Here is a 26234-nt window from a genome sequence, read left to right on the forward strand (position 1 = left end):
AGGTCAGGGAACCGGGGCTAGTAGCTGCAAAATCCAGGGGCTAGCGCCCTGCGGCTGATTTCTAGCGTTGCCCGAGCTGAGTCATGGGAAATGCTACGCAACCATGCAGCAGCTCTAGGTGGTTATCGTAGCCACTGCAGGATTGTTGCCAGAATTTGCACGGTAAAGTTGGAATTGGTCAAATTCGCATTCTGGCGTCCCCCTCTAGCAATGGCGGGACAATGTAGAGCGATTGTCCTCAATCGTTCAGTCGGGCCTGGACTAAAAGCATGGACAGAGATGAATTTGCGGATGGGCGGGCTGTAGCTGCTCAGTCATCGCTCCACTGGCATGATGCCAATCGTAGTCGGCGTACCGGGCCGTTGGAGAGATGCTTCGAGGCTGCGGCAAGAGGCTTGCTGCTCCGTCTTCGATTCCGGTCATGCACTTCGATCTGGGGTATCGTCGATCATTGGATGCCCCGGCTCAGCATGGGCTCGCCAATTCCTGACCATCGGGACTGCCCCGATAGGCGCGAGACGGGGAGGGCGGATGCGAGGCTCTCCGGTCCTGCCCGGATATATTTACCGCGGTAACAGTGTTTCTTTGCGAAGACAGGATGCCGTCCCAATCCTCGCAGTTAGCACTGCCCGAAAGAAAGCGCCCGATAGCCGGCGGGCGGGTTGGCGCACCACAGAGCATTTTCTTGACCGGAATAGTGGAAGATAAATTGCGACATTACCTGAACGACAACCATGTCGCGAGTGTTGGAGTAGTGCCAAACTTGGCCTCCAAGAATGATACCCATATGCTTTCGCGGAACATTTGCCAGTGTCATTCGTCCAGCAACTGTGCGGAAATTGGTTCGCGCACTGACAAACACCAGCCCGGAGTAGCTATTGCTGGATTGGTTAATTTCTTGATGACCTGTGCAGCGGTCGAATATTTCGTGGACGCGCAGACTAGCTCCAAAGTTCTGTTTCCGCGTAGCGTGCTTGCACGTGTATCCAACACTAAGTGCCAGCGCGTGGCTAACAAAGTGAGCACAGTGATTCAAGTCAGCCGCCGTGTAGCCGTTTAAGCAGATGTCGCTGATGTTCTTTCCGAGCCACGTGTTGAGTTGGTTTACATTGATCATGGTCAATTCCTCCTGTCCCCGAATGCTGTCGCCATAAGAGTTATCGTGCTAAAATTGGCAAAGTTGCCTAGCCGCGAATCAGAATCTTGATATTGGTCAGTGTCCTGACTGGCAACGAGAAAATGCTCGCAGCCACTAAAATAAGCTTGCACTCGCCTTTGACCGAGATGGAACGCAAGATTATGCCTGGTGGCCATCTTGTGCCTTCGAGCCGGCGTTCCCGCGCCGCGACTTCGTCCAAAGTACTAATTGAAACTCTAAGCCAAATCGCGCCACATCCCGGCCTGGATCCCTAACCGCTGCAAGATCGGCAATTGCTCAGAAGGAATCTATCTCCGTTTACCGGTCGCACGAGCCGACCGAGAAAATCGAGTAACTTCAAATAAACCTCCAGCGAGAGGCTCAAGACCTCCTTGTCGCTCGCAAGCCATGCTGACGCGTTAGTAGTCAATGAAATCTGAGATTGAGCGATCTCGGCGCCAGCCAACCGTTTCTCCGAATCTACGGCCCATTGCGCCTCGAAGCAACCTTCGCCATTCTTTCAGTTGCTCAGGCGTGCCTAAAGTGAATTAAGGAGATGGAAAACCTTAGGCTAACAACCTGCATCTGACCGAGGCGTTAGCGCTTGCAGCACTTTGTTGTCTACATCGCTATGAGTAATGTTGTAGTAGAATGGCCTTTCTATCCGGGGATTTGCTCACATTCATCAGAAACAGACCGAAATCGAAATCTTCGTCGTCGACGAACGCAGTCAGATCATCATCGAATTTGTCTGTGACGTTGACTCGACATGCAGTACTGTAGAGTTCGACTCCGTCGCGATAAACAGAGATTCTTCGATCTGAGCTCACACCGAGAAGTCGGATATCCACTGAATCTGTAAACTCGCAGACGAAATCATTTAATCGAAGAAAAAGCACGCCATCAGCAGCAAAGAATGCCAGGATCGCTCCAACTTGATCCGTAAAGCGGCCCGTCGTTCGCAATGAAAGCGAACTGTCATTCATGGGAAGTAACTGCAATTCTCCAGACTTGCCGTCAATTTGGGCGATCCGATCATATTGATCCCAGTCCTGCAAATAAATTAAACTATGTTGGTTCAGCATATTCAGTATCCTAAATCTTTTCCTCCCGGACGGCAGGCACTGTCGATTATATCATCCCACGATTTTCCTTTTCCACGTAAATATTCGATAGATGGTCCGAGCGGGTCGCCGTATCTCTTAGTGTTGCGCGCATAAATCTCCCGTAGCCTATCTGGAGGCGTCAAATCTTTATAGCGTTCCCCGATTGCGCGTCGCTCAGCATGCAGCTCTCGCGCAATTTGCTCAGTGGATTTGCCGTTCGCCTTTAGCTGGTCAGCTTTGGAACGCAATGCATGAACCTCATCAACGTATTTTTTTCTAAGTGGAGGTAATGGGGGCAATAACTCAGGCGGGTCGACAGCTCGCTGCTGCCGAGTATGTTCTATTTTGTTTGCTTTCGTTCCTGTTGCTCCCAATTTTTCTGACTTGTGTGCGCCGCCAGTCAGTACTTGGACTTGCTCCTTCAACCAAGCTTTGACTTGGTTGGCCATGACGTCTACCTTGGATTTGGCTTTGGTGATGGCGGTCTTATAGGCACTGACACGCTCGGCTATCTTAGCGGCTTGGGCAGGGCTAAAGAACTTGGCGCCAGATACCGCTGCGTCAGCGGCGTCTTTGAGGCGATCAAGGCCATCGCTGATAGTCCTCGATCCCTTGGCCATCCAATCATCGAGCTGAGCGGGGAATTCGTGCTTTAGCCACTTGTGAGCGTTTCCAACTCCGAATTTATTGAGAATGGCAACTAGGTATTCCCAACCGGCCTGGAGTTGTCGCGGGCTGAGTTTGCCAGCGGTCTTGCCAACCGATTTTAAGTAGTGAATGAGCCCCTTGAGTACCCCCTTCACCGCCGAGCCTACAATGGGTATGCAGCCGATCGCGATGATGAAGACGTTAATCCAAATCCATTTCTCGTAGTCAAACCCCAGCACGTCAGGGCGCTTCGACTGACTTCCCTCCTCTTCCATGTAGTATTCGACGATCATGTCCAGGCCAGCGGCAAGGTCACGGGCATCTAGAATTTGATCGACAACCGGAATCAGTCCTAAGAAAGCGTTTAAGGCGTTCTGCCCTGCCGACTGATCGTGGTTGAAGTCCCCTTTGGCAGCGCCAACCAGCCAGTTACCGATGGAGTCGAAAATCGACTTCGTTGCCAGGTGATCTGGCTGAACTGAGGGTACCACTTCCGGCTTATAATTCTTGGGGTCCTTCTCGAAGTAGTAGACAAAGGCTTTGATCTCAGGAACATTGTCGATGTGTACTTTGCCTTCTGCATCGAGCGTTCCAGACTTGCTGAAGTAACCATCCTCCTTGCCGTCCCAATCGACAGAGTCAACTTGATACTTGGCGCCCGCAATGCCTCGATCCTTGCAGTCCAGGTATAGCAAGTCGATCGTGTGCTTTGGGCACGGTTCGACCGGCGATTTGACCGAAGTGTTGTTGCCTTTTTGTCGACCACTGCTCATTCGGTTTGCTCCACTCTTGCCTGTGGATGCAGTCGCTGCCAGATCAAATCCATTTTTGCCGTTCCATCGATATCACGACGGCGAAGAATTTCCGACGACCACTGGTCATTCTTCGCAAAATCGAAGCCGATCTCAAACAGACAATCGAGATAGTAGGCTACGTCATCTTCACCGTGCACGCCAAACGTGGCGGCTTCATCGATCCATAATTCAATCGCCTGCTCGAATCTGGCACGATCGTCATTAAATTGGCTCGTGACACTTTCCGGGTAGGAAGATTCAAGCCGATTCGCTTGCAACGTCACAAATCGTCTAACTTGTGAAGCCTCGAAGGCCCGCCATTGATTCTCGGAGATTCGAAACACAATCAACGATTCCCTGCGGCTGAATTGCTAGTGCGACAATAAACAGAGACCTCGTTGTTCGATCGCAGTAGGACGATCTCCTCAATCGGACCAAAGAATTGATCCAACTCGGAGGACGTCGATGCTCCCAAAAACGTTTCCAAGACGCGCGGATCGTAGAAGCGGAAGTAGAGCTTGCGGCCGTCTGGCGCTTGAACCATCAGGAATTTTTTCCAATGACGGCGCACGAGCTCAAAGTCTAGTCTCGAATTGGCGGTGAAGAGAAAGCCCCATGGTGCTCCCTGGAATTCCATCGCGATCCAGCGAATCCAGTCTGCATCTAATTTGGCAATGTATGGTGCGATTGACGAAAACTCCATTGCAGCGCTGCCACTGAAGAGCGAGACTGCTTTATCATTTCCTAGCTTCGACACGACAATTGGGACGCGTGGATCATCACAGGCATCTAAAATTGCGAAGACTTGTTGGCCTTTTTCCAACCGGTCAACAATCGAGTCGATTGTCCCCGAAGTTGTAAATAATTCAGCCGATTCGAGGTCAGTCATAACTAGCCTCTCTTAGCACTGCTCGCAAAACGGTTTTCCGGCTTTCTTGGCAGCCACCATAGCTTGTCCCTGAACCGTTACCGCTCCACCCATACCCATTTCACCGATCATGACGGTCGGAAAGCCGAGAGTGATGCAACCGCCGTGTGCGGTGAGGTCTCCCATGCGGGCGGCCATCATGCCGCCGATCAGGACGGTGGGGGAGCCCTTGGCAATGACGTCCGGCGGGCCCACGCACACGCACATGTCACCCACGCGGGCTGCGGGCATGAAACCGATCATGACCATCGGACAGCCGACCGCAACCGGACCACCTACGTGTGGTTTCAGTCCGTCAACCATGGGACATACATGCAAGTCACTAATGCGGGCCGCTGGAGGCATGGTTGTTTACTCGGTTAGACTCATGATCGCAGTAGTTTACTGCCAACTGAACGCTGGACAAATACCGGGGAATTGCTGAGCCACGCGGCAGTCGGCAATTTTGTAGCTGCCGTTGTCGGACGGTGGTCCAGCCGGAAATCCATAGTCTGGCGAGGGATGCTACACGTCTGTCGTTCGCCATATTAGCCGCATCTATGACTCGAAAGTCCTTCATACAGTGCCCTCGCGCGGATCATTCGTTGAGGCTTCACGAACGCGAATCTCCATCGCAGCGCACAGCGGCTCCAAAACGGTTGATTTCCCTAGCCAATCCCAGACTAGCGGATCATCGCTTCCCTCCATCCAAACCGCATCTACGACTTCAAAATACCTTTCAGCAAATCCGTGCGCATTGACTTCAATCATCGAACGCAAAACTGAGGGCCAACAAATCCCTTGAATTCCCTCGGCATCCGAACGCTGACCTGACCGGCCGCGCAGCAGTTCTTGCAAACTGGCAAGCAGCTCGACTTTCGATTTCGTGCTCGACACGACCATCAAAGCATCGCTGCCCCACGCCTCATCGACCGCTAATCGCCAGTCGTTACAGGCCCTGAGATCGAACAAACATGGGGTCTTGCGTGAAGCGGGCGCAGGTAGCCAGTCAAACAGACTGTAAGGATGCTGAAACTGCTCCTCCGGCAATTCTAGGTCCATGCGCATCAGGTCCAACAGCAGATACGCATTCGCCTCTTGGAGCAGGAGTTTTTCGATCCACGCAACCGGAGCGGGCTGGTCAGCCCAGTTGCCGAGAATCCGTTGGAAGTTGTCAGCAAGCGAACTGCGAAGGCCCGTCATTTTTAGGGTGGACTGGGGCGGCGGTGGCGGCACAGATTTTGGTGGAGCGGAGGCTGCGATGTTTGCCAATTGGTCGATCCCCAACAGCTCGACGTCAAAAACTGTATCCCCAGCTAAGACGCTCGCCCCATGAAACAGTTTGCAGCGCTCAATGCGTTGCCCGTTGACCCAGGTGCCACGCTTAGAACGCAGATCTTCAATAATACAGCCATCTCCTTGCAGCGTGACTCGAAAATGTTTGGAGGACATCTTCTGATCATCGGCAAAAGGATAATCGGTCCAGGCACTTCTACCGATCACCATCGATTGATCTAACGCAATCCAACATAGTTGTCCAACCCCATGTCGAGTTGACTGCCGCAATTGGCAACGAACGATCTGATCCACCTTCATTTCGGAATTGGAACGAGCTTGCGAATCGGAATGCTCGCCTTCCGAGCGCAGGTGCATTAGCGCGGGCTCTTCAATGTGCAACGAGAGCGATGTATCTTCAAAGTTTTGGACAATCGGGCTGATGCGGATGGATGCGTCTTTCGGAACAGCTCGCAGCTCGATCTCCGTCAAGCCAATTCTGATGACGTCTCCTGCTGAGAGAGTTTCTTTGTCTGCCAGACGCCGGGCGTTGACGAAGGTTCCATTGCGGCTGGATAGATCAACGATCGTGCAGGCTTCAGTGTCGCACCATAGCTGGCAATGCCGTGACGAGACCAGCGGATCGCGAGGGAAGGCCCAGTCCACATTTGCGGCCCGGCCCAACACGATAGCGCCAGGCTTCAGTGGCATCGACTGTCCTGCGTGTTCACCATTCAAAACCAACAGTTCGTAGCTTTCCATGGAACGTCTCGCCGGGTGCATCCGGATCATTTCGAGTTCTTCGCGATCGCGGGCTTAACCGGTTTGGCCTTTTTGGCTTCTTCGGGTTCGATGGGTTCGCAGCCGCTGCCAGACCCTTTGGAGCCACCACTATTGATCTTGACCATGACTCCTTGGATGGTCACACCTGCCGGGCCAATATCGATAAACCCGCCGGGGCCAACCAGTGACAATTGCATGCCGGCCTCGATGATGATCTTCATACCTGCCTTCAGGTGAATTTCACCCAGAGCACCAGCCTCTTGGGCAATGTTTTTGGCGACTTTGGTATGGTGATTGCCAGCCACGGTCGCTGAAAAATTACCATCGATCTTTTCGCTGTGCGGACCTTTGACAATCAAGTGTGATTCAGCGCCGATTGTTTCGGATTTCTTCTTGCCAACAAAGACATCCAGATTTCCTCCGTCGTCATTTTCGCCTTCGCCAATAAGCAACTCCGCATTTCCTTCGATGTGCTCGAATTGATGACGCTTGATTTGGGAGTGTCTGTCCTCGTAGACCAGTTCTCGGTAATCTCCGCCCTTTTTACCATCCTTTTCCCAACCAACGATCTGATGCTGATTCCCAAAGACTCGCGTCGTCGAATCATTCAGAACCCGGATATCCATATTCTTTTGGGCGTGCATGTAGATGCGTTCGTCATCGGTCTTGTCTTCCAGAATAATCTCGTTGTGACCTTTGCCTTTGTAAGTCTTACTGCGTATTCCAGAACGAGTTTTGTGTTGGGGTAATTCAAACGGCGGCATCATCTCTGCGTTGTAGAAGCGGCCGGTGACGACGGGACGATCCGGATCTCCTTCGATGAAAGAGATGATCACCTCTTCGCCGATACGAGGGATGTCAATTCCGCCAAAACCTGCGCCGGCATGCAACTGAGAAACTCGTACCCAGCAGCAAGTATTCTCATCCTTCTTTCCCTCGCGGTCCCAATGGAATTGGACTTTGACGCGACCATATTTGTCGGTGTAAATCTCCTCGCCGTCCGGACCGGTAACCACAGCGGTTTGGCAGCCACGAACAAACGGTCTGGGGGTCAGTCGAGCCGGCCGGAAGGTGGCTTTATCAGGGATGCATTCGAACTGGTTGGTATAGGCAAAGCCGGGATCGACCGGATCGGTCTCGTAGGTGTGCTCTTCTGCCAGGTGTAGCACCTTCTTGATGACATACGACTTACCCTCTTCAGTCTTGGCGCGGTGCTTGCCGACCTTGAACTTTTGGCCGGGCGAAAAGGACATGCAGCCACTGGAGCCAGTGACTATATCGTGCTCGACTTCCATCTCTTCCATGCGAACGCGGGCTAGAGCTGTACCGTCACCTTTAGCATCGTATTCACCCGGATAGTCGTAGACTTCGAAGTTCTTGACGTTCTTGAACTTCATAACTGTCTTTTCCGTGGCCATTAGTCGGTCGCGAGGCATTTTGAAGTTGTAATCGGTGTGCGCCCAGGCACCGGGGCGGAATTGATAGTCGTGCTCCCAGGCGTGGATTTGGGCCTTCAGCTCGCGCGTGTCCAGCTTGCTCTTAGGATAGTCCACCGTTGATTCCTGGCATTCCTTGTATACGCTGGCGCTGTCGGCCAGGTGCAACGTATGCTTTCCATTTTCGTGGACAAAGAAGTAAAAAATGCCTTCCTCTTCCATCAGCCGCGAGACGAAGTCGAAGTCGGTTTCCCGGTACTGGACACAGTATTCGCGCTTGGGATGATTACCGGAAATCTTGCTGGTATCAAAATCGGTGAAGCCCAGGTCATTGAATATCTTTTCGATGATCTTGACGATGGTCATTTCCTGAAAGATGCGGCAATCATTGGTCTGCGTCAAAAACCACATCCAGGGGACCATGACAGCCCGGTAGTAGCGGGTGCCAAGATTATCTTCGTCCAGAGCCGAGAAGCGTTGCACGAAGCCGTTGAAGAACCGCTGGCCACCGGCGGCGATATCGATGGCGATGGTAGCGCTCGTGCCAACGATATCTTCGGGAGCTATCTTTGGATCGTCGGAAATCAATTCTAAATTGAAGTGGAACGGCGCGGACAGCTCTTCGGCGGCTTGAAAGCGAGTGACTTGCAGGACGTCAGGGCCGAGCGCACTCTGCAGGTGAAGATTGCGGGTCGCGTGTTTCAAGGCCATGGCAACATACTCCTCAACTTCGTTTTAGTCTTGCAGGCAAGTCTAACCCAATTCGAGCCATAATATGGGCTCAGGTCAAGACTGTTGCGGATGTTTCGTTGCTAAGGCCACCCACAAGTATGGATCACCGGCGTAGCACGATTGCCCCAATTCATTCAGTCGGGCAGGGATAAAAGAGTCGGCTGTCAAATTTGGTGAAGCGGCTCAACTGTTCAGTCATCGCATCGTCAGCATGCGGCAGGTGGCAGCCAATTGAGAGACGCCATGGATGAGGGGCGGTAGGTGGCTGCTCAGTCAGCGCGCCACTGACGCAACGCTGCCGGTGGTGGTCGGGTGGGATTGAGCGAACAGCTCAATTTGTTTCGTCAAATCCGCAAACCGTTCCGTGGAGGCCAATAGTTGCAAGCGGTTGGCGTCGTCTGGTTGCGATAAAACTAGGCAGCGTGGATGTTCAAGCAACTTGTCGGTAAGAAACTTAGAACCCTGAAGGAGATGGAATCGCAATAGGCTAGGACGGCTGAACCAGGCCCACAGGATTCTCATCTCTTCAATCATTGCTTCCAGAGGCAACTTGGCGATCAGCAGGCTGAGTCCATCGGACCGACCGCATGCTAATAGCGATTGAGACAGTCCGGACAGTTTGTCCAGCGGAACGGAGATCAAATGCAACGAGTCGGTGGCGCGAATCTCCTCCGGGGCCTGCTCAAACAGGTCGTCACCAACCAGCGGCAATCCATCGATGGAGCGCTTGAGCCGTAGTTGATTGACGGCAGCATAAAGGTTGTAGCCTTTGCACAACGACTGCAGCAGTAGCGGCTGCATGGTTGGATCGCACTGGATGTCGAGCGCGATCGGCGATTGCTGAGTCCAGGCAAGCGGTATATTCGGAGCGGAAGGTGGCGGAGCTTTTTCGGGGGGTTGAGTTGGAGTCGGTGTGGAGGCACCCTCGATGCTAATCGTAAACTCTGTATCACCTGCTCGAATGCGGCAACCGTCGTGGAGCGTCTGAGAGGCGGCCACTGGATTGCCATTGACGAACAGCGGGTCGGACCGCAGCGGTCGCACCGTCCAACTGTTACCATCGGATTGAAGCTGGAAATGGAGGTCGGCCATTTGCCGATCGAACCGACAATCCACATCGCTTTCAAAGCCGCTGCCGATCATCAAAGTTTGATTGGGCTTCAACCAAACCGTTTGCATCTGGCCTGACGCGTTATGATAAGTTAGGAACAGCATGTTCGGTGCCAGGGTGCGACATAACGACAGTTCAAGGCCTGAGTGGCAGCGCTCGCGAGCGGTAGGCAGTTGTGGATGAATGGGAATTATGACCGATTGCGGCCGATCGGCAATTGGGACAACTGCAATACAACGGTGACTCTAACTTGCAGGTAGTTAGCTTCCGGCAAATGCTAGTTTCCAAATCAGCATGGCCAAAATGGACAGCAGCGACAGTCCGCCGACAAAGGCGAACAAATTGGCGGCCATAATGTATTCGTGGTCGCGGGCTCGGGCGGCCGCCGTCCACTCTAACTCCCCATCAAGTTGCATAATCTTGCTGATCGCGCTTTTTGTGAAAGCTGGCCGCTGTGGGTCGGCACTGACAAAATAGCACCCAGAGAACAGGAACTGGGTGTTGGCTAGTTCCGGCTCTACCTGGGGATCAAATCCTGCACCGGCAGCCAAAATTTTGCCCAAGTTTGCAGCAAATCTTCCTCGAATTCGGCAGAGTAATTTCAGTAGTCGCAGATTGTACTTTTGCTTGAGTGCGTTCTCTTTCTGAAAGAGCAGATAGGTCCAGTCTTCGAAGGCTCCGACCGCGTGGGCGGTGATGGCTTGCAGCCGCACAGCGGTTGGGCTATTCCAGACTTCGCTTCCTCGACCAAAACGCGATGAGCGGCATTCACGCTCGCCCACGCGCTTGACCAGCTCTTGGAATCCATCGTCCGATTCCATTTCGGTCACTAGCACCACATGAGGGCAACGAACCTTGACCAATTCTCGCAAGGTTCGCAAATCACTTTTTAGCCCGATCTGCAATTGGCCACTGACCTTCTCAACCAGCTCAAAGGGCAACAGAGTAACGATGCCATTGATCGGACAGATGGGCTGCCGTGATTTGGCAATCAAGCCGCAGACGTATCTCAGTTTTTGATCACGCTGGTGGATTTGTTCAGAGTTCAAACTGGCGGTCAGCGATCCGGAGGGCTTGATGGCCTCGATGACCTGGCCAAAATCCTCTAAGCCGGTCAGATCGGCCGGCAGCATCAAAGTTTTGTCTACTTGTTCCTCTGCCGGGGGAAGATAGGTATCGTGTAAACCGCTGGAATCGCTGCGCGCCCCGGTTGTTTGGCCAAGCAATTTGGCGTAGTGAGTCGGATCCATAGTCGCTCCCAAGTCTGGAGCGTTGCTAGAAGGAACTGCTGCGCTGGTAGGGCTGCCGACGGTCAATTCGGCGCCGGCCAAGCCTGACAGATAGCTGCAACCATTGAGTGAAATAAAGATCGCGTCTGCCGTGGCATAGAAGCCAATGTCCGACCGCTCGCTGGGCGGTAACGTGATAACTAGAGGTAATTGAGCAGCATTGAGCATTTCTAGTACCGTCGAACATTCCCGGCCGCCTAACACGAGATAGATTGGTACGTTCTTAAACGCGACCTGATGTTGTTCGCATTGCTGCAGGGCCAGCTTCCACAGTTGGTCGATCTCGGGATAGCGAGAATCCTCCTGAATCATCCAGAATTTTACCAGGTAATGGACGATGACAGGTATGACGCATACACCGCCAAACAGTAGCAACCACACAAACCACTCTTGGCGCTGAATGGTATCGTAGCCAATCCAATACTTGACTATCGCCGCGATATACACGATCAACAAGAATAAAAACGCAATTAGCGCGGCCAGTTTTGGCAGTGGAAGCGACGGAAGTCGCTTCAGTCCAGGAACGATGCGTAGTGTCAGTTGAAACAACCGTCGCACAGGTGACGTAATGAAGTTGATGGCTGAAAAGAGACCGCTGGGATTCACTGAGAAGGGTCTCCAAAGAGTTGTGAGAAATCAATCAGCAGCGTGGCCGTGGCGATGGCACAGCCCAGCAGCACTACACTCAGCACTGCGCTGGTAATCAACCACGAACGACCCGCCAGCGGTCGAGCTCCGGAACCAACTTGAATTTCATCAGGTATGGGCGGCCTACCTTGTTTCAGCTGTAGGCTGCGGGCGGCGCGTGCGCACCAGGCCTCGATCGACTCGGGCAGGTTGAAACGCTTGATGCAAGAACTCCGATAGCTGGCGTCTGATGAAGCGTAGAAGCCGCGAAAACCAAGAACCACCGACAGATAGTAGACTTCCAGGGCATCTTTGCAGGACAATTCGCCAGCCCGATTAGCGTTACCGAAGAAGTCCTCGTGGGCCTTGCGATCGCCGAAGTACTTTCGCTCCAAGCAATTGTCCGTCCACCAAGCTCGTCCGCCCCAGGGGGCGGCAATGAACAAGTCGTCTATCAGGGCGCATAATGCGTACTTGGAAAGCCTCCACTGGTCGGTGTTTCCCAGCGCGTTCTCAGCGGCGTCAAGTTTGTTTTCGATATGGGCTTGGACCTGACGTTCAACCAGTCGCTCGTGGCGCTCCATCCGCTCCACGTAGTCCATAATAGACAGAAAAATCGGATCGATTTGTCCAGCAAACTCAGGACGCACGCTAATTCCCAACAGGAGTGACGACAACGGCCAAGGTATGGCGCATTCGCTCCCCAGATTATTGACGGGAGCGCGACCTACCATCGTGTAACCGCTCAGGCCTGAATTGGCCGCAGCGCGTTAGCCCCGCTTGTGGCTGCCCTTGTTCAGGGAATCTGGACGAATGCGCTATGGCTTGTATCGGAGCAAACGTCCTGCGGCCGATTCTTTTCCCCCGCAGGAAACGGCTCAAGCCTTGAACGGCTGCGTCTTAGTGTACCCGCCAATCCGCAGAAAGAAACACTGGTTCGGAGCGAAATCTGTGTGCGGAGCCTGTTCGCGTTACTTGTTGTCGAAGACCTGAACTGCTTGCAGCTCTATTGGTTTTCGATGGCACCCATCTTCAGTTTGTCGCCTACGCCAACATTCATAGAGCCTTGATCATCGAGTGTCAGGAGCAAGCGGCGTCCTCCGGCAACGGCCACTTCGGCCCGCGATGCATTTCCGGACTGGTCCACCAGAATGACCTGCCAGCCGACGCTGAGCGACAGCGCTTGAGGAAGTTGTATCACCAGTTCGCCCAAGTGTGCGTTGTAGGACACGGTGCGACATTCGATGAGATACTCTGGGTTGGAGATAATCCCAACTAACTCTGGTGCTGCGGGACTGATCTGAGCGGAAATTAAAGAAGTCTTTGTGGCAGTCGAGTTCGGGGGGGTGGCACTCACGGGCTGATCTGAGAAGCGGTAAGAGTTTCTGCGCCGCGACGACTGCGAATCATTGTCGTCAGCTTCGCCCACAGATCCTTCTGCGTCTGGGGACTCGTCCACTCCCTCGCGTTTTTCAAGCAGTTCTTCTGGGTAGGCTGGTGGCGGCGCGATCAATTCTTCAGGCGGATCCAGCGGCTTGCACTTGGGTGGTGGACACTTGCAGAACAAGGCCTGAGCAGCTTTGCGAATTTCCTTGTCTGGCTCCTTGTAACAGCCGTCCTCCATGCCATTAGCGATGTCATCCAGCTTCTTGAGTATCTTTTCCGTACAGCAGGTGATTTCGCAGCCCGTACGGCACTTCGTGCACTTACCTGCCGCTTCCGATAGGGATTCAATGGCCTGTTTTCGTACGTCGGGATCGCAGTCGTCCAGAGCTTCCAAGAATGCGGCCTCGACTTTAGAGTCTTTGTTGTAGCAACCGCAGTTGACGTCCGCTAAGAACTTGAGAGCCTTAATCTTCTGCTTCTTTAGATCCTGATCCTGTTTGATTTTCGCGGCTGCCTGAATCATCTCAGGCTTGGAGGGATCCAAGTTCTTGGGGTCGGCCAAGGCCAAGACCGGCGGTTTTCTTTCCAGTCCCGGGAGATTTCCACGCCTGTTCACCACCGCGTCGCGAATGCCGGTGTAAGCCTGTGGGATGCCAAGCCGATGCCAGACAGTGTTTCCACCAGCGGTAGCCACTGCGGCTGCCGGTTGTTGTCCAAAAGCGTTGCTCCAGCCGCCTGCTGCTAAGATCAATGCGGTTACAACTGATATCCATTTCATTTTGAATGCTCCCACGACCATTCGTCTAGTCACATAAGCGTGATATCTTACGCGTTGCAGAGTTGATGGCTTCGCAAATCACGCCGATCCTCTTGGGCTCAAGCAAGAACTGATTGCAACTTCTGATAGCATCGGAACATTACAGTCAATTACTTCGCAGGAAAAACTGGCGACGGCAGAGGGGCTGCAAACCGAGCAACTTGCCACGAAATGCAAGCTAATTGACTGGCTATTTCTTGGGGGTCGCGTTCAACCGAATTGTCTGAGACCGGGTAACGTTGATCGCTTCTTGAGCTTCAAAAATCTTGTTGTTCGGCGTGGTGTACACGGCCTTGAATTCCGCGTTTCCGGCAGGCACATTGTCGAAGTGGAAACGGTTTTCCGACGGTGCCCGCCTGTCTCCAGGGCCACTGACCTTGATTCGGTCGGGGTAGTTCGGCGATTGGCCCTCAGCCAAGACTACCACAGTGATGGTGAATGTCTTGGGAGGTTCCGGCGGCGGAGGTGCTGGCGGCTCGACCTGTTTGGGCGGCTTAACAGGACGCTTGCCCATCCAAACTAGCGTAGCATGTTGATGTTGGTCTTGAATATTGCCTGCCGCATCGACGCTGCGGGCTACAACGTGATACTCTTGGCCTAAATTGGGTCGGCGTTTAACTTCGAACTCCTCGGCGCTGATTGAGGCAGACCAGATTCCATCGTCTCTCAATATGGACTCGATCAGATCAAAGTCGTCTTCATCGTATTGGATTTTTACTTGGTTATCCAATCTCCGGTTGATCGCAAAGTACACGTGGTTGATTGGGCTCAGTACATCTTCTGCTCGGAGTGCGATTTCAACTGATTCCCCTACATACAGGTCCGCTCGTTCTCGCAGTACTCCTCGAGCACTTTCCCGAATCCTGACAGTTGCTGACTCCCGCGGTGGCTCATTGTCCACGATCAACGTTAAAGTTCGCGATTTGTCACCGACAGAAACCTGAAATTTTCGCACGCCAGATTTGCTACCTAATTCTGCCGGTTTGACATCGAAGACGTGGTCGTCAGCACTGGCAGACACAGCCAGTCGGCCTTCGAAGAACTGCAGACTGGGGTTGAATCGTCTGTCGCAATCGTAAGTACGGCTGCTTAATCCGTCATTAGATAGACTGGCTGTAAAGCTGCTGTCTGAATTGGATCGCGGTAGATCGACCCGGAATGGAATGCTGAGCATCAGCGGCTTGACTTCCGTGCCGCGACTATTGTGGGTGACGCCCTTGCGTCGAGGTAAGATATACGCAGGTCCCTCCTCATTTGAAAATTTGGGAAGCACTAAGTTCGTATCTTGTTCAGTTTCAGTGGTCAGACTCATACGCGACTCATCAATCCACAGGAACGATTGATTCGACGAAGTAATATCGAAGACTTCATGCTCCCACTGGTAGGCAACGGCCCGCGGGTAGTTGCCAATGTCGACATGCAAAACTACCTTCTCGGGACGACCAGTCAGTCCGGCGGTGCTTAGCTCAAATGGCCGTTTGTCCGAGGGCTTTTGAGGATTCAGCAACATGACGACCTGAGAGCCAGCATCGGGAGAGTCTGCGTCCACCGAGCCTGCCCGGCGGTTTTGTAAGGGATTACCATCCTGGTCGGTGAATGTGCCGACAATCTTCAAGTCCTCAACATCCCAGTATGCCCAAAACGACCTGTCCACCTGAGCCTGGAGCGATACGGATTCGTCGTTTGGAACGACATCAAGCCTAATGAAGGGCTGCGACGCTAGGCCGTTGATCCAACCAGAGGGATTCTGATAGGTGCAGTCGATCCAAAAATAGTGCCGCTGCTGCCCTAGCGTCCACTTCGAAGCATTCTCAGTACCTTGCGGTCCAGGCTGGCTAGGCACGGCCTGCGCTTCCACGAGCTCCGCAAGCTCCAGTAGCAGGCCGCCAGTCAAGTTTTCCTTGGATTTCTTAAGTACCTCCGGAGCCCCAGGTGGTGGAGAAGGTTGAGCCAAGTCCAGTTGCTGGGCATTTTTGGGAATCTTGTGGACAGAATCAAAGTCCTTGGGCGTAGAGGCTGGCAGGGTGATTGATGGAACCTCGGCCAGCGCTGTTAACTTGTCCAAACCAGCTATCACGCCGCTTGTGCTATCGGGTACCACATGACCATCACCGAGTGACAGCTTGTCATCTGTAGCAGGATACAACCGCACTCGGAACTGTTTGCTTTCGTTAGAGCGATTAGACAGATAGAATTGGTACTGCGCGGTGGCTTGACCGATGGCAGGAACCGTAATCGAATTGTTTAGCCATCCATGGCCTTGTTCATCGAAGGACGCTCTAGCGACAGTTTCCTCTAGCTTGCGCTGACTGCCATCCCACCGCTTTACGAACAGTTCGACGCGCTCGGAAATTGGCGGGACAATCGTTAGCCAGTGTTCGAGGTAGTCTGCAGCATCAGCGTTGTCTTCTGACAACCGCAGTCTCGCTCTGACGGCAGACGTCAATTTCTGCGGCCCACCAGCAACGCGGATATCCAGATCGATGTAATCATTGCGGATATCGACAAGTACGGGGCTGTCCGGTTCAACGCGAGTTCCCCCAGAACCCACAATCCACCAGTCTGGCTGCCCACCGACCGGCTCAGCGGTCCATTTCAGGTAGCACTTATCTAAACTGGTACCATTGCGTCGGCGAATAGCTAGATTCAATGTGCTAGGAAGCTGGTGCGTATCTGGAATTCCCACCAGTTGAATGCGCTGATCGCTGCTAATGGGCATTAACAAGTCGCCAGTGGTGACCTTGCTACTGGACGGATCAGGCAAAATGCGACGCAGCTCGCTAAAGCAGCCGTGTAACCATTGATCGACCGGTTTCTCACCGACACACAAGTCATCAATGGTCGTCAGCCAGACTTGGGCGTCTAAACCATCCGAGCGCGCCGGCTTCAAAAGTTCCGACCAAGGTTTTGAACGGCTCAGAAGAATCCTTTCGGGCAACGAATCCAAGAGATCGTCAGCGGACAGCTGGTAGTATTCAGCCAACCTCTTTCGCTGAGGATAGGTCAACAAGCTGGTTGACAGCCATAGTTGAAGCTTGCGTTCGTCACGCCAACTCAATTTTGAACGCGGTACTGTCTGTTGATCCCCAGGCAGCAACGCGGACAATTTACTGTAGCTGGCATCCAGTGACCGTCGGAGATTGTTGAGGGCCGCGCGCAGGGTAGTAGAAATTTGTGAAAGCTGCGCCGCATCATCTAATAGGAATTCTCGTAACGCCAGTTTTCTCTTGGTTCGCTGTATTTCGCGGGCAAGAGCGTCTGTGGATGTTCGTAGCCCGACAGCCAGATCGTCAATATCGGGTTGCAAATACAATTCCATCCACTGAGACAACTGTTCTGCGGAGTACATAAACTCAAGCAGAGCGCCGCGCTCTTGTTCCCAAATTGGCTGGATGTCTGGTGCCAATAGCTGCGGGTTCAACCAAGGGCGACGTGGATCGCTGGGCTTATCGAGATCCAGCTGCACCTGAGTCCACAATTCGGACAACGTGGCCGCGTTGACGCGACGGGTTGAGCTGAAGCTGCGAGCAGAAGGCGCATGGTTCAAACACTCAGACAACTCCAGGTGCAATTCGTTCAATTCCCGGTTATTGGTGGTTTTGCTGGAGCCTAATCGTGTCAATCGCTCGATTCGTATGGCCTCCTGCAAGACGAACTGCCAACGTGCAGCAGCGAAACTGATTGGTGGCGGCAGTGCACCGGGTTTGGTTTGCGCAACTTTGTCGCGTTCCTGCCAGAATTGCAACCATGCGTCTGTTTCAGTTGGTAGGGCCGTTCCGGGCTGTTCGGTACCAGAGGATTGTGAATCAGGCTGTGGCGTGTTTTGTTGGTTTTGGCCGGCCGTTGTGGCTGTAGCCGCGCCGGCCGGTGAATTCGCAACTGAGGAGAGAGTCTGTTGACTGACGTCCGGCGAGCTAGGCAACTGACTGATCGAGACCATGCGAGGCGCAGCGGAGTTACGATTTTGAGAAGCCACTGTCGGCGGTTCCGTGGGCTCGGGCGTCACCTTTTTTATTTGCTGGGTGCTCCAACGCTTGTTGTATTGAGCAACGATGACTTTCTCGGCCCGACGCCACTGGTCAGATTGCGGGTTATCCAAGTATCGCCCGTATCCGCTGGCCAGCAGCAGGGGAGTCTGATAGCCATCGCTGGCCTTGTGGCAATATCGCAGCATCACTTCGTAGAAGTCAGCTAGCGATAAGTGGTTTTGTTGGTCCGGTCGATTGAACGATAGAGAAAAATCTACCGCGCTTTGGAACAGTGTTTTCTCAAGCAAATAAGAGACGTGAGCCGGCTGAGAAGAGTTGGCGGCCGTGATCAGCCACAGAGGCGTTCCCTGCTTGGGCAAGTCGCTGACGATTTTCATGAGTCCGCTGCAGACATCGTTGCGCAGTACACCCAGCTTGGGTGCCACCAACATGTCCTGAATATCTGCCAGCACCACAATATTGGCAGCCCGAGTTTTCTTAATTTCTTCCAGAAGCTGCTTGACGGACAGTCGTGCACTCGGGGCACTGGTGGGATGATATTCGGGGGCTAGCAGCAGAACGTCAGTGGTATCCCCCTCGTTGGGTTGCAGCGCCTGGCCACGCACATAGACGATTAGCGTGTCTTTGCTAGTTCCGTTGTGATCGCTGAAGTCCCTGCGGATGGTCTGGGCTATTTGCGGTAGTTGGCTACTGGTGGCAGCCGTAATTGAATGCTGACTTGATCCGGTGCGCTGTTGACCGGTCAGTGGAACCCAGGGCTTCCAAGCGTCCGGCTCCGGCATGTCGGCCTGCCAATTAGGGAATGCAGGTTGTGGCAAAATGCGCTCTCCAAATTCCGCGATATTCACACCGGATAAGAAGACGCGTTCTTCGTCGCGAGGCCAGAGCATCCATAAGAATGATCCCAGGCCGAGAACCAGCAGTGCGGTCAAGGTTGCAACGGCCAGCCATTTGTTGGTGGGAGCCGCAGGTTGCTCACCATACGACTTGATGGGGCGTTTGACCACAGATTGATTCATGGTTTGGTCAACCCTGTAAAGAGCTAATATGCGCGTGATATCCGATTGCCGATTCATCGGCGGTGAGGAAATCAATGGCTGGGCAACGACCTGCAGTTGGTCTTCAATGTCGCCACATCATACGAATCGACACGTCAACTTTGACCAACGGTCTTGCAGGTGGGCGACGGTCCTCGGGTCTTGGACGAGCGTTGAAATCCAGGGTGAATAATATTATCATAACGCCCCTGTGGAATGAAGTTGCCTCTGTTTGTGAAAATGCCATGCGCAACCCGGCAGTGAATTGGTTCGAGGGAATGTTCCTTCGCCCACACCATTTTCAAGCGGCCGACCGCTACTGGAACGAACTGTTGGCAACACAGGTCAACTTTGGTGGTGCCTACGGATATGGCGTGTTTCATGTCAATCTGTCGACCAAAGCTTTGTCAAACGGAATTTTGGAGTTCACGGGACTGCGAGCGCGGTGGCACAGCGGTACGGTCGTTTCTCAGGAAGACAACCATGTTGAACGCATTGCGCTCGCGGAACGTTTGACTTCTGTCGGGGCGCAGCCGGTAATGGTTTATCTAGCGATTCCTATGATCCAAGAGGGGCAGCCCAATCTAACGCGAACCGCCGGCGGAATGTGTCGCTACGTGGAGTTTCCACGGCAATGCGATGAAGAAGCAGAAGGCGGCAATCGACAGGAAGTCTCATTAAAAAAGGTCAACTATCGCGTGTTGCTGGCCCATGAGGAGCTGACGGGGTTTGAAGTTATTCCACTGACGCGGATCGTGAAGGTGCACGCTGAAGAGGGTGGCTTGGCCATTGATGCTGATTACTTTCCGCCTGTGCTGACGATTCAGTCGTGGCCGCAATTGGCCGGTGTGATGAGGGCGATCTTCGATCTGATTGGCAGCCGGCTACAAGTGCTGAGCGAGATCATCAAAGACAAAAATATTTCGCTGTCGAGCCAGGCGCAAGGTGACGCCGAAAAGATGCTGTTGATTCAGGTGTTGAATCAAGCTTATGGCGAGCTTAATTGCCTAGCATTTGCTGCCGGTGTACATCCCTTGGTAGCCTACACCGCTTTGTGCAAAATCGTGGGGATGTGCACGATTTTTGGCGACCGGATTGGCCTTGATAACGTGCCTAGATATGACCACGACGATTTGGCGACGATTTTTCGCTGGGCTCACGACCAAATCCGCAAATTGATCTATGCCGTCAAAGAAGACGATTACGAGCAACGGTATTTTGTGGGTTCTGGAACGGGCATGATGGTTCAACTGGAGCCAGATTGGTTTGGCCTGGAGTGGGATTGGTATTTTGGAGTTGATCCGATCAATGTAAGTAAGGACGAATGTGTCGAGCTGTTAGCAAACTTGGTCGACTGGCGATTGGGCAGTGCCGACCAGGTTGAGCAGTACATGGTCAATCGTCAACCGGGAGTGAAGCTCAAGCCGGTTCCGCAGGCCCCGCGCGCCTTGCCCAGTCGAGGTAATTGGGTCTATTACCAGATTCGTCGCGATGGCCACCCCTGGCAGCATGTACAGTCCACGCAAACGATGGCCATGCGAGTTAAGACTCAGCAAGTCGCCAATTTGGATTCACTGGAGGGTACGCGCCGATTGCGGCTTTCGGTAGGCTCGAAGATGTATAGTCTGGAGTTTGCTATTTTTGCAGTGCGCAAACGCATTTGAGTGAGCAGGTAATTCGAATATGCCAGCGGCTACCGTCTCTAGGCGATTGAGATGGTAGCTATCGTCGCCAAGCGGTGGAAAGGCAACACGCTCATCCTCTAGCGACGGTAGTTGCTGACGGGCAGCGGGTATTGCAGAATGCTGTGTGTGGTCCGTGGTCGCTGAGCCTGTTAACGGCTATGGTTAGCGCGTTGTCCAGGTGATATTGAATAGTCAAAACTTACTGCGGCGTCTCGAGCAGCCGAAGGGCATCCGCCCGGTCGCCAGTTCACTGGATGGGGATATCCAGGTAAACGCCTTGCCGCTGAGGTTTCTAAATCAACACCATCAGAATTCCTGGCGTCATCTGTTCCGCTGTGAGACTAGGTAAAGGGAGCTAGAAAATGGCTGACTGGCGTGAACAAGACGACGGGCCTTTGGATGTTCGGCCACCCAAGATGCCTGACGCGGGCGATTCATCAGCGGCCAAGGATCAGCGGTGGCGGTCCAAGCTGAAGCCTACTGTCGCCCGTTCCAGTGCCCAGACTTCGACCAGTTCTTGGAAGATGTCTCCGGAGGCTGAACCGCCTTTATCCGCCGGTTCGGCTTGGAAATGGACCAAGGTCTTCTTGATGTCTGTTTTGGCTTGTGGCCTAACCTTCCTGCTGATTTATGAACTGTTCTTTGCCCCTGGCAAATTGCCATTACACGTTTTAGCCGTCAATAAATACCAGCGGATTCTGGAGCTATTTGAGAATCCCCTTGCTGCCAGCCAGCTCAAGCAAATCGAGACTATCAATACACGCTACATTTCGTCTAACGTTTTCCCGGAGCCCGCAATCGACCAGCAACTCCACTCTCTAGGCGAGGTCGATTGGAAATTTCAGGGGACCAATCCCTTGGAGAAGCTAGGTGACCCGGTAACGGCTTGGTATGTGAATAGCTATGCCAAGGTGACGCCCGAAGGAATCTGGTTATACCACGGGCAGATTGAGGATCTGTTTGCTGATGAACGCGCGCTAGTTGACCTGAAGCAGGTGCTCGAGAACTTTGTTCAAGCGGTTGCCAAGAAGCCTCACGCGTACTCCTGGGTGATTTTAGACCTGCGTCTGCCATCGGTGGCGGGTGGCTTGGGGAATATGAATCCATGCTGGCGAACAGCGGCTACTACGGTCTTGGAAAGGATGGATCCCCAACTACGTAAACGACTGATTGTAACGCTGCCGGCTGATGACGGCCAAGCATCATGGCTGGCACCGGAATACTCGGCGTCGTTCTTCGGGCATCACATCTTCAAGCTGCTAGACGCTCCGCGCCGTGGCGCGTGGTACAGGCGGATTTGGCGCGGTGCATTGTCGCTGGAAGAATTCCGCAATCGCCTGCACGATGAGGTGAGCACGGATGTCGCCAATCACCGCGTTGCGATCCAAACGCCGGTGTGGCTACCAGCAGAGAATCTTCAAGAATATCAGTCGATGGGATTAGTGGCCGGCAATAGGGCATATTACTCGTCAGTTGCTATGGAATATGGCAATCAAATCGAGAAGTTAGACCAGTATTGGAAGAAATTTAGCAAGTATACGTCGGCCTTTCACTGGGATCCGGTTGGATACGCCAAGGTCGAGTCGCAATTGTTAGCCATGGAGGAGTTGGTCTTACATAGCCCCGGCAGTTTTGGTGCGGCAGCGATGCGTGTGGACGATGCACTGGACAAGCTGTATTGCCCACCAGTCGAAATGAACGTTAGCTTGATCGAGGACGACCAAAGACGGGACTTCTATAAGCATATGTCGGATTCGATGATGCTGTCCGCGCCGAATGCGCAATTGCTTGACCCCGATTTTTGGAAGAAGCCTGATTCCGAGCCGCCCAAGCCCTTGGAGCTTACCGCTGAGGTTGATAAGCAGCGGCTAGTCTGGCAGGTTTACTTAAATCGGGCTGTGGCCGGTGGTAAAGAGAGACAGGATGCGTTTACAAAAGCCCGGCTGACGGATGCCCTACGCTGGGTCGACCCAGGGCTTGTGGAAGCCTCCTCCGTGGCCGCAGGCCGGGTTCCGATCGAAATCTACCTCTTGCAGCGAATGCTGATCGATATCGACTGGGAAGCAAACTCTGAAAATCAACAGTCTTGGCGTCCTGATGCGTGTGCGCAGGCAATACAGACATTCGATGTCTTGCAGAGGCTCGGTACGCAACCCGACCCGGAAATCGACTGCTGGATTAGTACGCGGATTGGGCAATGGGAGCCAGAATTTCTGCGCTCGCTCGACCAATTGCTGGCCGGCCAATACCAACAAGCCGACAGAGAATTGAAGAAGCTGCACATGTCGCTCGGGGAACTGCACGCGCAAGCGGAAACATGGGCGCGTGAGGCAGCGGCCTCGCGCGAGCTGCTATATTTGGCTCCTCATCTGTTGGGGTGGTTGTTAAAGGAATCTCAAATCACCGAAGACCTCACTGCTGTCAGACAGCAGCTTGAGGAGCTGGGCGTTGCCTTCAATCAATGCTTGGGGATACGCCAAGTTCTGTTGCAGGCTGATGCGAGGAATTCATTGACTGTCGAGAGTGAATCGCTGAGTAAGGATCAGTGGCTATCTGCGCGAATTGAGAGACTAAAAAACGCCGTCCGTAGATATGTGCAGAATGATACGGGACTGAAACAGACCGCTGCCGCTGCACGCTCTCCACAAACCTTTCGGCGTAATCGCATCGCCTTGGAATGTCCGCTGCTGGAGTGGCGAGAGCGCGTTGATCTGCATGATAGAGTCGTAGCGTTTTTGAATTCCGAGGCGGTTGTACTCGGGACTACTGCCTCTGCTTCGTCAAACACTGGGTCGGCACAACCCGGCGAGTCCGGGCGTGAGGTTATGTCCGTCGCACAGTTGTTTTTCGACCAGATCGACGATCTCAAGCTACCCGATATTTGGAAGGCTGGTCTGGGTGGAGACGGACGTTTTGCTCTGCATGCGAAGTTGTACGATGCACAAGGGCGCGAACACTTGGCCAAGCAGGACGGTTTGAGAATGTTTTCTTGGTTGGCAGGCGACATGCCATCGCTACGCAGCTCGCCACTGGAGCCGGTGACGGAGCTGTTAGCAGGGCCACGAAACCGCTGGGCCGAGCTTGAATTCGAGCGTTGTTGTCGGCAAGTTGAGCGGTTGGCTCAGGCCGGATGGGGTAACAGGAAAATTCCGGATGCATCTGAGAAACAATGGAATTACTTTTACTTTGGGCAATTGGCCGATCAGTACTTACAAGCGCTGGACCGGAACCCGATGCAGACGAAATTGTCTAGTGCCAAAGCTAAGGTAGAGCGCCAGTTGGGAGAAACGGTAAGCAATCTGCAGTCGCTCCAGGTTCGCATTGGGCAAGAGCATCAGCGTCTTCCTCAAGAGGAACAGGAAATGCAAGTGCCGATTGCCGTTTCGGGACTGCCAGCCAACTCCGTGGCAGCGGTCTATTTGGGAACGCCAGGCGCAGTCCATCAGTGGCACCCGCAGGAGCCAAGGCGAGTCGAAGCTTTCGCGCCCCAGCCACCCGCACCATCCAACGGTGAAGCTCTCAAATCTGTTGAAGATCTGCAGGTAGCAGGTGACCGGACTAAGTTACTATCGACAGATCACTGGAAGGGCAAAACAAAGCTTCCTTCGTGTACGCTGGCTTGGCGCGGCAATTATCGCTCGAACGAGCTCGATTGGTCTTCAGACTCGGAAGTGCCAATTCACATCGAGTTTGAATCTCAACTTAACAACAACGCGGTCATTCGCGTAGAAGCCGCTGACAAGCCTCCTCTCATCGACTTTGCATTATTGCTCGACTGCTCAGGTTCGATGAGCGAAGTAATTGAAGTTCCCCTTGAGGGTGGCGGGTCCGCCAAGAGGAAGATTTTTGACATAGTTCGCGATGATGTGCTCAGGGTATTGGCCGAATTGCAGCGGTCACATCAGAAGCGTGACGCGGTGGTGCGAGTTGGGTTGATGTTGTTCGGATTGGCGGCGGCGCAGTTTGAAAACCTGGATCCTGCCGATTGGCAACAATTCGAACGGTCCGCCTCCACATCGGCAACGAAGAAAGAAGGTTTTGGCCGGTTTTATGCCACTGGATTTCAAGAGCTGACAGAAGCCAGAAGAGAATCCCTGCAGCAGATCATCAGCTCATTGGAGCCAAGTACAGATACACCCTTGTATGATGCCATTCTCCAAGCCTGCAACCTCTTCAAGAAGTACAGTAGCGAGGGGGCTCAGAAGGTGATTTACGTTTTTTCCGATGGAGCCAACTACGTGAACACTGGTTCACCCTACAGGCAGACCAGCAAGCACGTGGAAGACGAGTTCAAGGGAGCTAGTTCCAAGGTGGCACTAGATATTTTCCATTACGACTTTTTTGATAAGTTTTCGAAGAACTATCAAGACAAATGGAAAAAGGAACATGTGGAAGGTAAGAAAGAACTGGAAAATCTAGATCGTGCGAGTGCGTCTGTGCGTTATCACGAATCTGCAAATCATCTCCGGTTGGCCAACGAAGTGATCGAGCGACTGCCACGAGCGACCTACGAGGTACAAGGTAACAATTCAACAGCCAGTTATTCCAGCACGCCGATTATTAACGGGCGAGAATTTACTGTGTCCCAAGATTCTTTGCCTGGGCGCTTCGTAGTCATTGCCAGACGTCCGTCGGGAACGGAGATCACAACTAGCGTTGCGTTGTGTGGTGGTGAAAAAATCAGGCTAAAACTGGCAGGGACGGATGGGGACAGCCGCTTTGATTATCCGGTATTCGATCCGGTATCGGCAGCGGAAAAGTCGGGTTGGAGAGATGTACAGCCCCTCCAACGTCAGGGAGCAGGTTTTACATCCGACGCCTGGTGGATGAATGATTTCGCCAATCCCCTGCGCTTTAAGTGGGCGTTCCGCGCTAAGCAATCTCGAGATTTTACCGCGCGTCCACAATTCGTGCTGGGATTGATTGAGGCTCTGCCATCAGGCAGTTTGCCTGGCGATGTTGTACCCATCGCCGACTGCTCGTTTCTTCCTGATCAGCACTATCCGTTATTGTCCTTGGGGCCTATTCCACCACTGGACCCTGGTTACCAAAAGATAAATGTCAAACTGTGGGTAGCCGACAGTTTTCCTACTGAACTGAGACCACTGCCATTACAAAACGAACAGTATATTGACGTCCCGTTCGATCGTGAGCGCGTACGAATCCGGCTGTCGCGGTCTGGTTCTATGGTTACTGCACAGGTGAATTACAAAGCCGCGCCGGCTGTTGATCGGGTGTTTGTAGTCAGTCGAAATATACGTCAGGCGAGCCGCAAATATTTCCCAATGCACGATGAGCACACTCTGACGCTGAGCAACGGGCTTGCGGACGCAGAGATTTTTGTAATCACAAGCGACCAGCTCAAGCAACTAGTTGGCAAAGGTACAATCACGCAAATTGAGCTTGATGGCATCCCCCCGCGCAGGTGAGAGTCAAGTCGGAAAGCTGCGAGTGTACAGCGGTTTACTGAAGTC

The 26234-nt window shown here is 53.2% G+C and carries 15 protein-coding genes; 2 read left to right on the plus strand and 13 right to left on the minus strand.

From position 1 onward, the window contains the following. Positions 1-619: 619 nt before the first annotated feature. From KF752_08135 to KF752_08195, 13 genes are all read right to left on the minus strand, one after another. The gene (locus tag KF752_08135) at positions 620-1117 is read right to left on the minus strand and encodes a hypothetical protein (GenBank protein ID MBX3421509.1); all 498 of its coding nucleotides are present in this window, start codon (positions 1115-1117) and stop codon (positions 620-622) included. Positions 1118-1767: 650 nt separating this feature from the next. Beyond that, positions 1768-2223, minus strand: a complete 456-nt coding sequence (locus KF752_08140) for a hypothetical protein (GenBank protein ID MBX3421510.1) — start codon at positions 2221-2223, stop codon at positions 1768-1770. A 2-nt stretch (positions 2224-2225) separates the two neighbouring features. Further along, positions 2226-3665, minus strand: a complete 1440-nt coding sequence (locus KF752_08145; protein ID MBX3421511.1) for a hypothetical protein — start codon at positions 3663-3665, stop codon at positions 2226-2228. After that, complete coding sequence (locus tag KF752_08150) at positions 3662-4030, minus strand: hypothetical protein (protein MBX3421512.1); 369 nt, start codon at positions 4028-4030, stop codon at positions 3662-3664. Before KF752_08150 ends, KF752_08145 begins: the two co-directional genes overlap by 4 nt. A 2-nt stretch (positions 4031-4032) precedes the next feature. Continuing rightward, on the minus strand, positions 4033-4575 hold the full coding sequence (locus tag KF752_08155) for a DUF4123 domain-containing protein (protein ID MBX3421513.1): 543 nt from the start codon (positions 4573-4575) through the stop codon (positions 4033-4035). A gap of 12 nt (positions 4576-4587) precedes the next feature. After that, positions 4588-4959 (minus strand): PAAR domain-containing protein, encoded by a 372-nt coding sequence (locus KF752_08160; protein ID MBX3421514.1) that lies wholly within the window; start codon positions 4957-4959, stop codon positions 4588-4590. Positions 4960-5169: 210 nt separating this feature from the next. Further along, positions 5170-6630 (minus strand): FHA domain-containing protein, encoded by a 1461-nt coding sequence (locus KF752_08165; protein ID MBX3421515.1) that lies wholly within the window; start codon positions 6628-6630, stop codon positions 5170-5172. Between the two features lie 26 nt (positions 6631-6656). Then, a complete protein-coding gene (tssI, locus tag KF752_08170) occupies positions 6657-8798 on the minus strand; it encodes a type VI secretion system tip protein VgrG (protein MBX3421516.1) in 2142 nt (713 codons plus the stop codon). A gap of 294 nt (positions 8799-9092) precedes the next feature. Next, complete coding sequence (locus KF752_08175; GenBank protein MBX3421517.1) at positions 9093-10034, minus strand: FHA domain-containing protein; 942 nt, start codon at positions 10032-10034, stop codon at positions 9093-9095. 156 nt (positions 10035-10190) lie between these two features. Continuing rightward, on the minus strand, positions 10191-11825 hold the full coding sequence (locus KF752_08180; GenBank protein ID MBX3421518.1) for a hypothetical protein: 1635 nt from the start codon (positions 11823-11825) through the stop codon (positions 10191-10193). After that, positions 11822-12580: a DotU family type IV/VI secretion system protein gene (locus KF752_08185; protein MBX3421519.1), complete on the minus strand. Its 759-nt coding sequence runs from the start codon at positions 12578-12580 to the stop codon at positions 11822-11824. Before KF752_08185 ends, KF752_08180 begins: the two co-directional genes overlap by 4 nt. A gap of 272 nt (positions 12581-12852) precedes the next feature. Then, positions 12853-14010 (minus strand): hypothetical protein, encoded by a 1158-nt coding sequence (locus KF752_08190; protein MBX3421520.1) that lies wholly within the window; start codon positions 14008-14010, stop codon positions 12853-12855. 229 nt (positions 14011-14239) lie between these two features. Then, positions 14240-19057: a hypothetical protein gene (locus KF752_08195; GenBank protein MBX3421521.1), complete on the minus strand. Its 4818-nt coding sequence runs from the start codon at positions 19055-19057 to the stop codon at positions 14240-14242. Between the two features lie 263 nt (positions 19058-19320). On the opposite strand from KF752_08195, the gene tssK reads away from it, so the two are divergent. Both tssK and KF752_08205 read left to right on the plus strand, forming a co-directional pair. Continuing rightward, positions 19321-20739, plus strand: coding sequence for a type VI secretion system baseplate subunit TssK (gene tssK / locus KF752_08200; GenBank protein ID MBX3421522.1), 1419 nt, complete (start codon positions 19321-19323; stop codon positions 20737-20739). Between the two features lie 383 nt (positions 20740-21122). Continuing rightward, positions 21123-26189, plus strand: a complete 5067-nt coding sequence (locus tag KF752_08205) for a VWA domain-containing protein (GenBank protein ID MBX3421523.1) — start codon at positions 21123-21125, stop codon at positions 26187-26189. Positions 26190-26234: the final 45 nt, after the last annotated feature.

The organism is Pirellulaceae bacterium (assembly GCA_019636385.1).
Lineage (GTDB): Bacteria > Planctomycetota > Planctomycetia > Pirellulales > Pirellulaceae > Aureliella.

What these genes read in the sequence shown, in the direction of transcription:
- KF752_08135 (MBX3421509.1), bottom strand. Translation starts at nt 1,117, where the DNA reads ATGATCAATGTAAACCAACTCAACACGTGGCTCGGAAAGAACATCAGC.
- KF752_08140 (MBX3421510.1), bottom strand. Translation starts at nt 2,223, where the DNA reads ATGCTGAACCAACATAGTTTAATTTATTTGCAGGACTGGGATCAATAT.
- KF752_08145 (MBX3421511.1), bottom strand. Translation starts at nt 3,665, where the DNA reads ATGAGCAGTGGTCGACAAAAAGGCAACAACACTTCGGTCAAATCGCCG.
- KF752_08155 (MBX3421513.1), bottom strand. Translation starts at nt 4,575, where the DNA reads ATGACTGACCTCGAATCGGCTGAATTATTTACAACTTCGGGGACAATC.
- KF752_08160 (MBX3421514.1), bottom strand. Translation starts at nt 4,959, where the DNA reads ATGCCTCCAGCGGCCCGCATTAGTGACTTGCATGTATGTCCCATGGTT.
- KF752_08165 (MBX3421515.1), bottom strand. Translation starts at nt 6,630, where the DNA reads ATGGAAAGCTACGAACTGTTGGTTTTGAATGGTGAACACGCAGGACAG.
- tssI (MBX3421516.1), bottom strand. Translation starts at nt 8,798, where the DNA reads ATGGCCTTGAAACACGCGACCCGCAATCTTCACCTGCAGAGTGCGCTC.
- KF752_08175 (MBX3421517.1), bottom strand. Translation starts at nt 10,034, where the DNA reads ATGCTGTTCCTAACTTATCATAACGCGTCAGGCCAGATGCAAACGGTT.
- KF752_08185 (MBX3421519.1), bottom strand. Translation starts at nt 12,580, where the DNA reads ATGGTAGGTCGCGCTCCCGTCAATAATCTGGGGAGCGAATGCGCCATA.
- KF752_08190 (MBX3421520.1), bottom strand. Translation starts at nt 14,010, where the DNA reads ATGAAATGGATATCAGTTGTAACCGCATTGATCTTAGCAGCAGGCGGC.
- KF752_08195 (MBX3421521.1), bottom strand. Translation starts at nt 19,057, where the DNA reads ATGAATCAATCTGTGGTCAAACGCCCCATCAAGTCGTATGGTGAGCAA.
- tssK (MBX3421522.1), top strand. Translation starts at nt 19,321, where the DNA reads ATGCGCAACCCGGCAGTGAATTGGTTCGAGGGAATGTTCCTTCGCCCA.
- KF752_08205 (MBX3421523.1), top strand. Translation starts at nt 21,123, where the DNA reads ATGGCTGACTGGCGTGAACAAGACGACGGGCCTTTGGATGTTCGGCCA.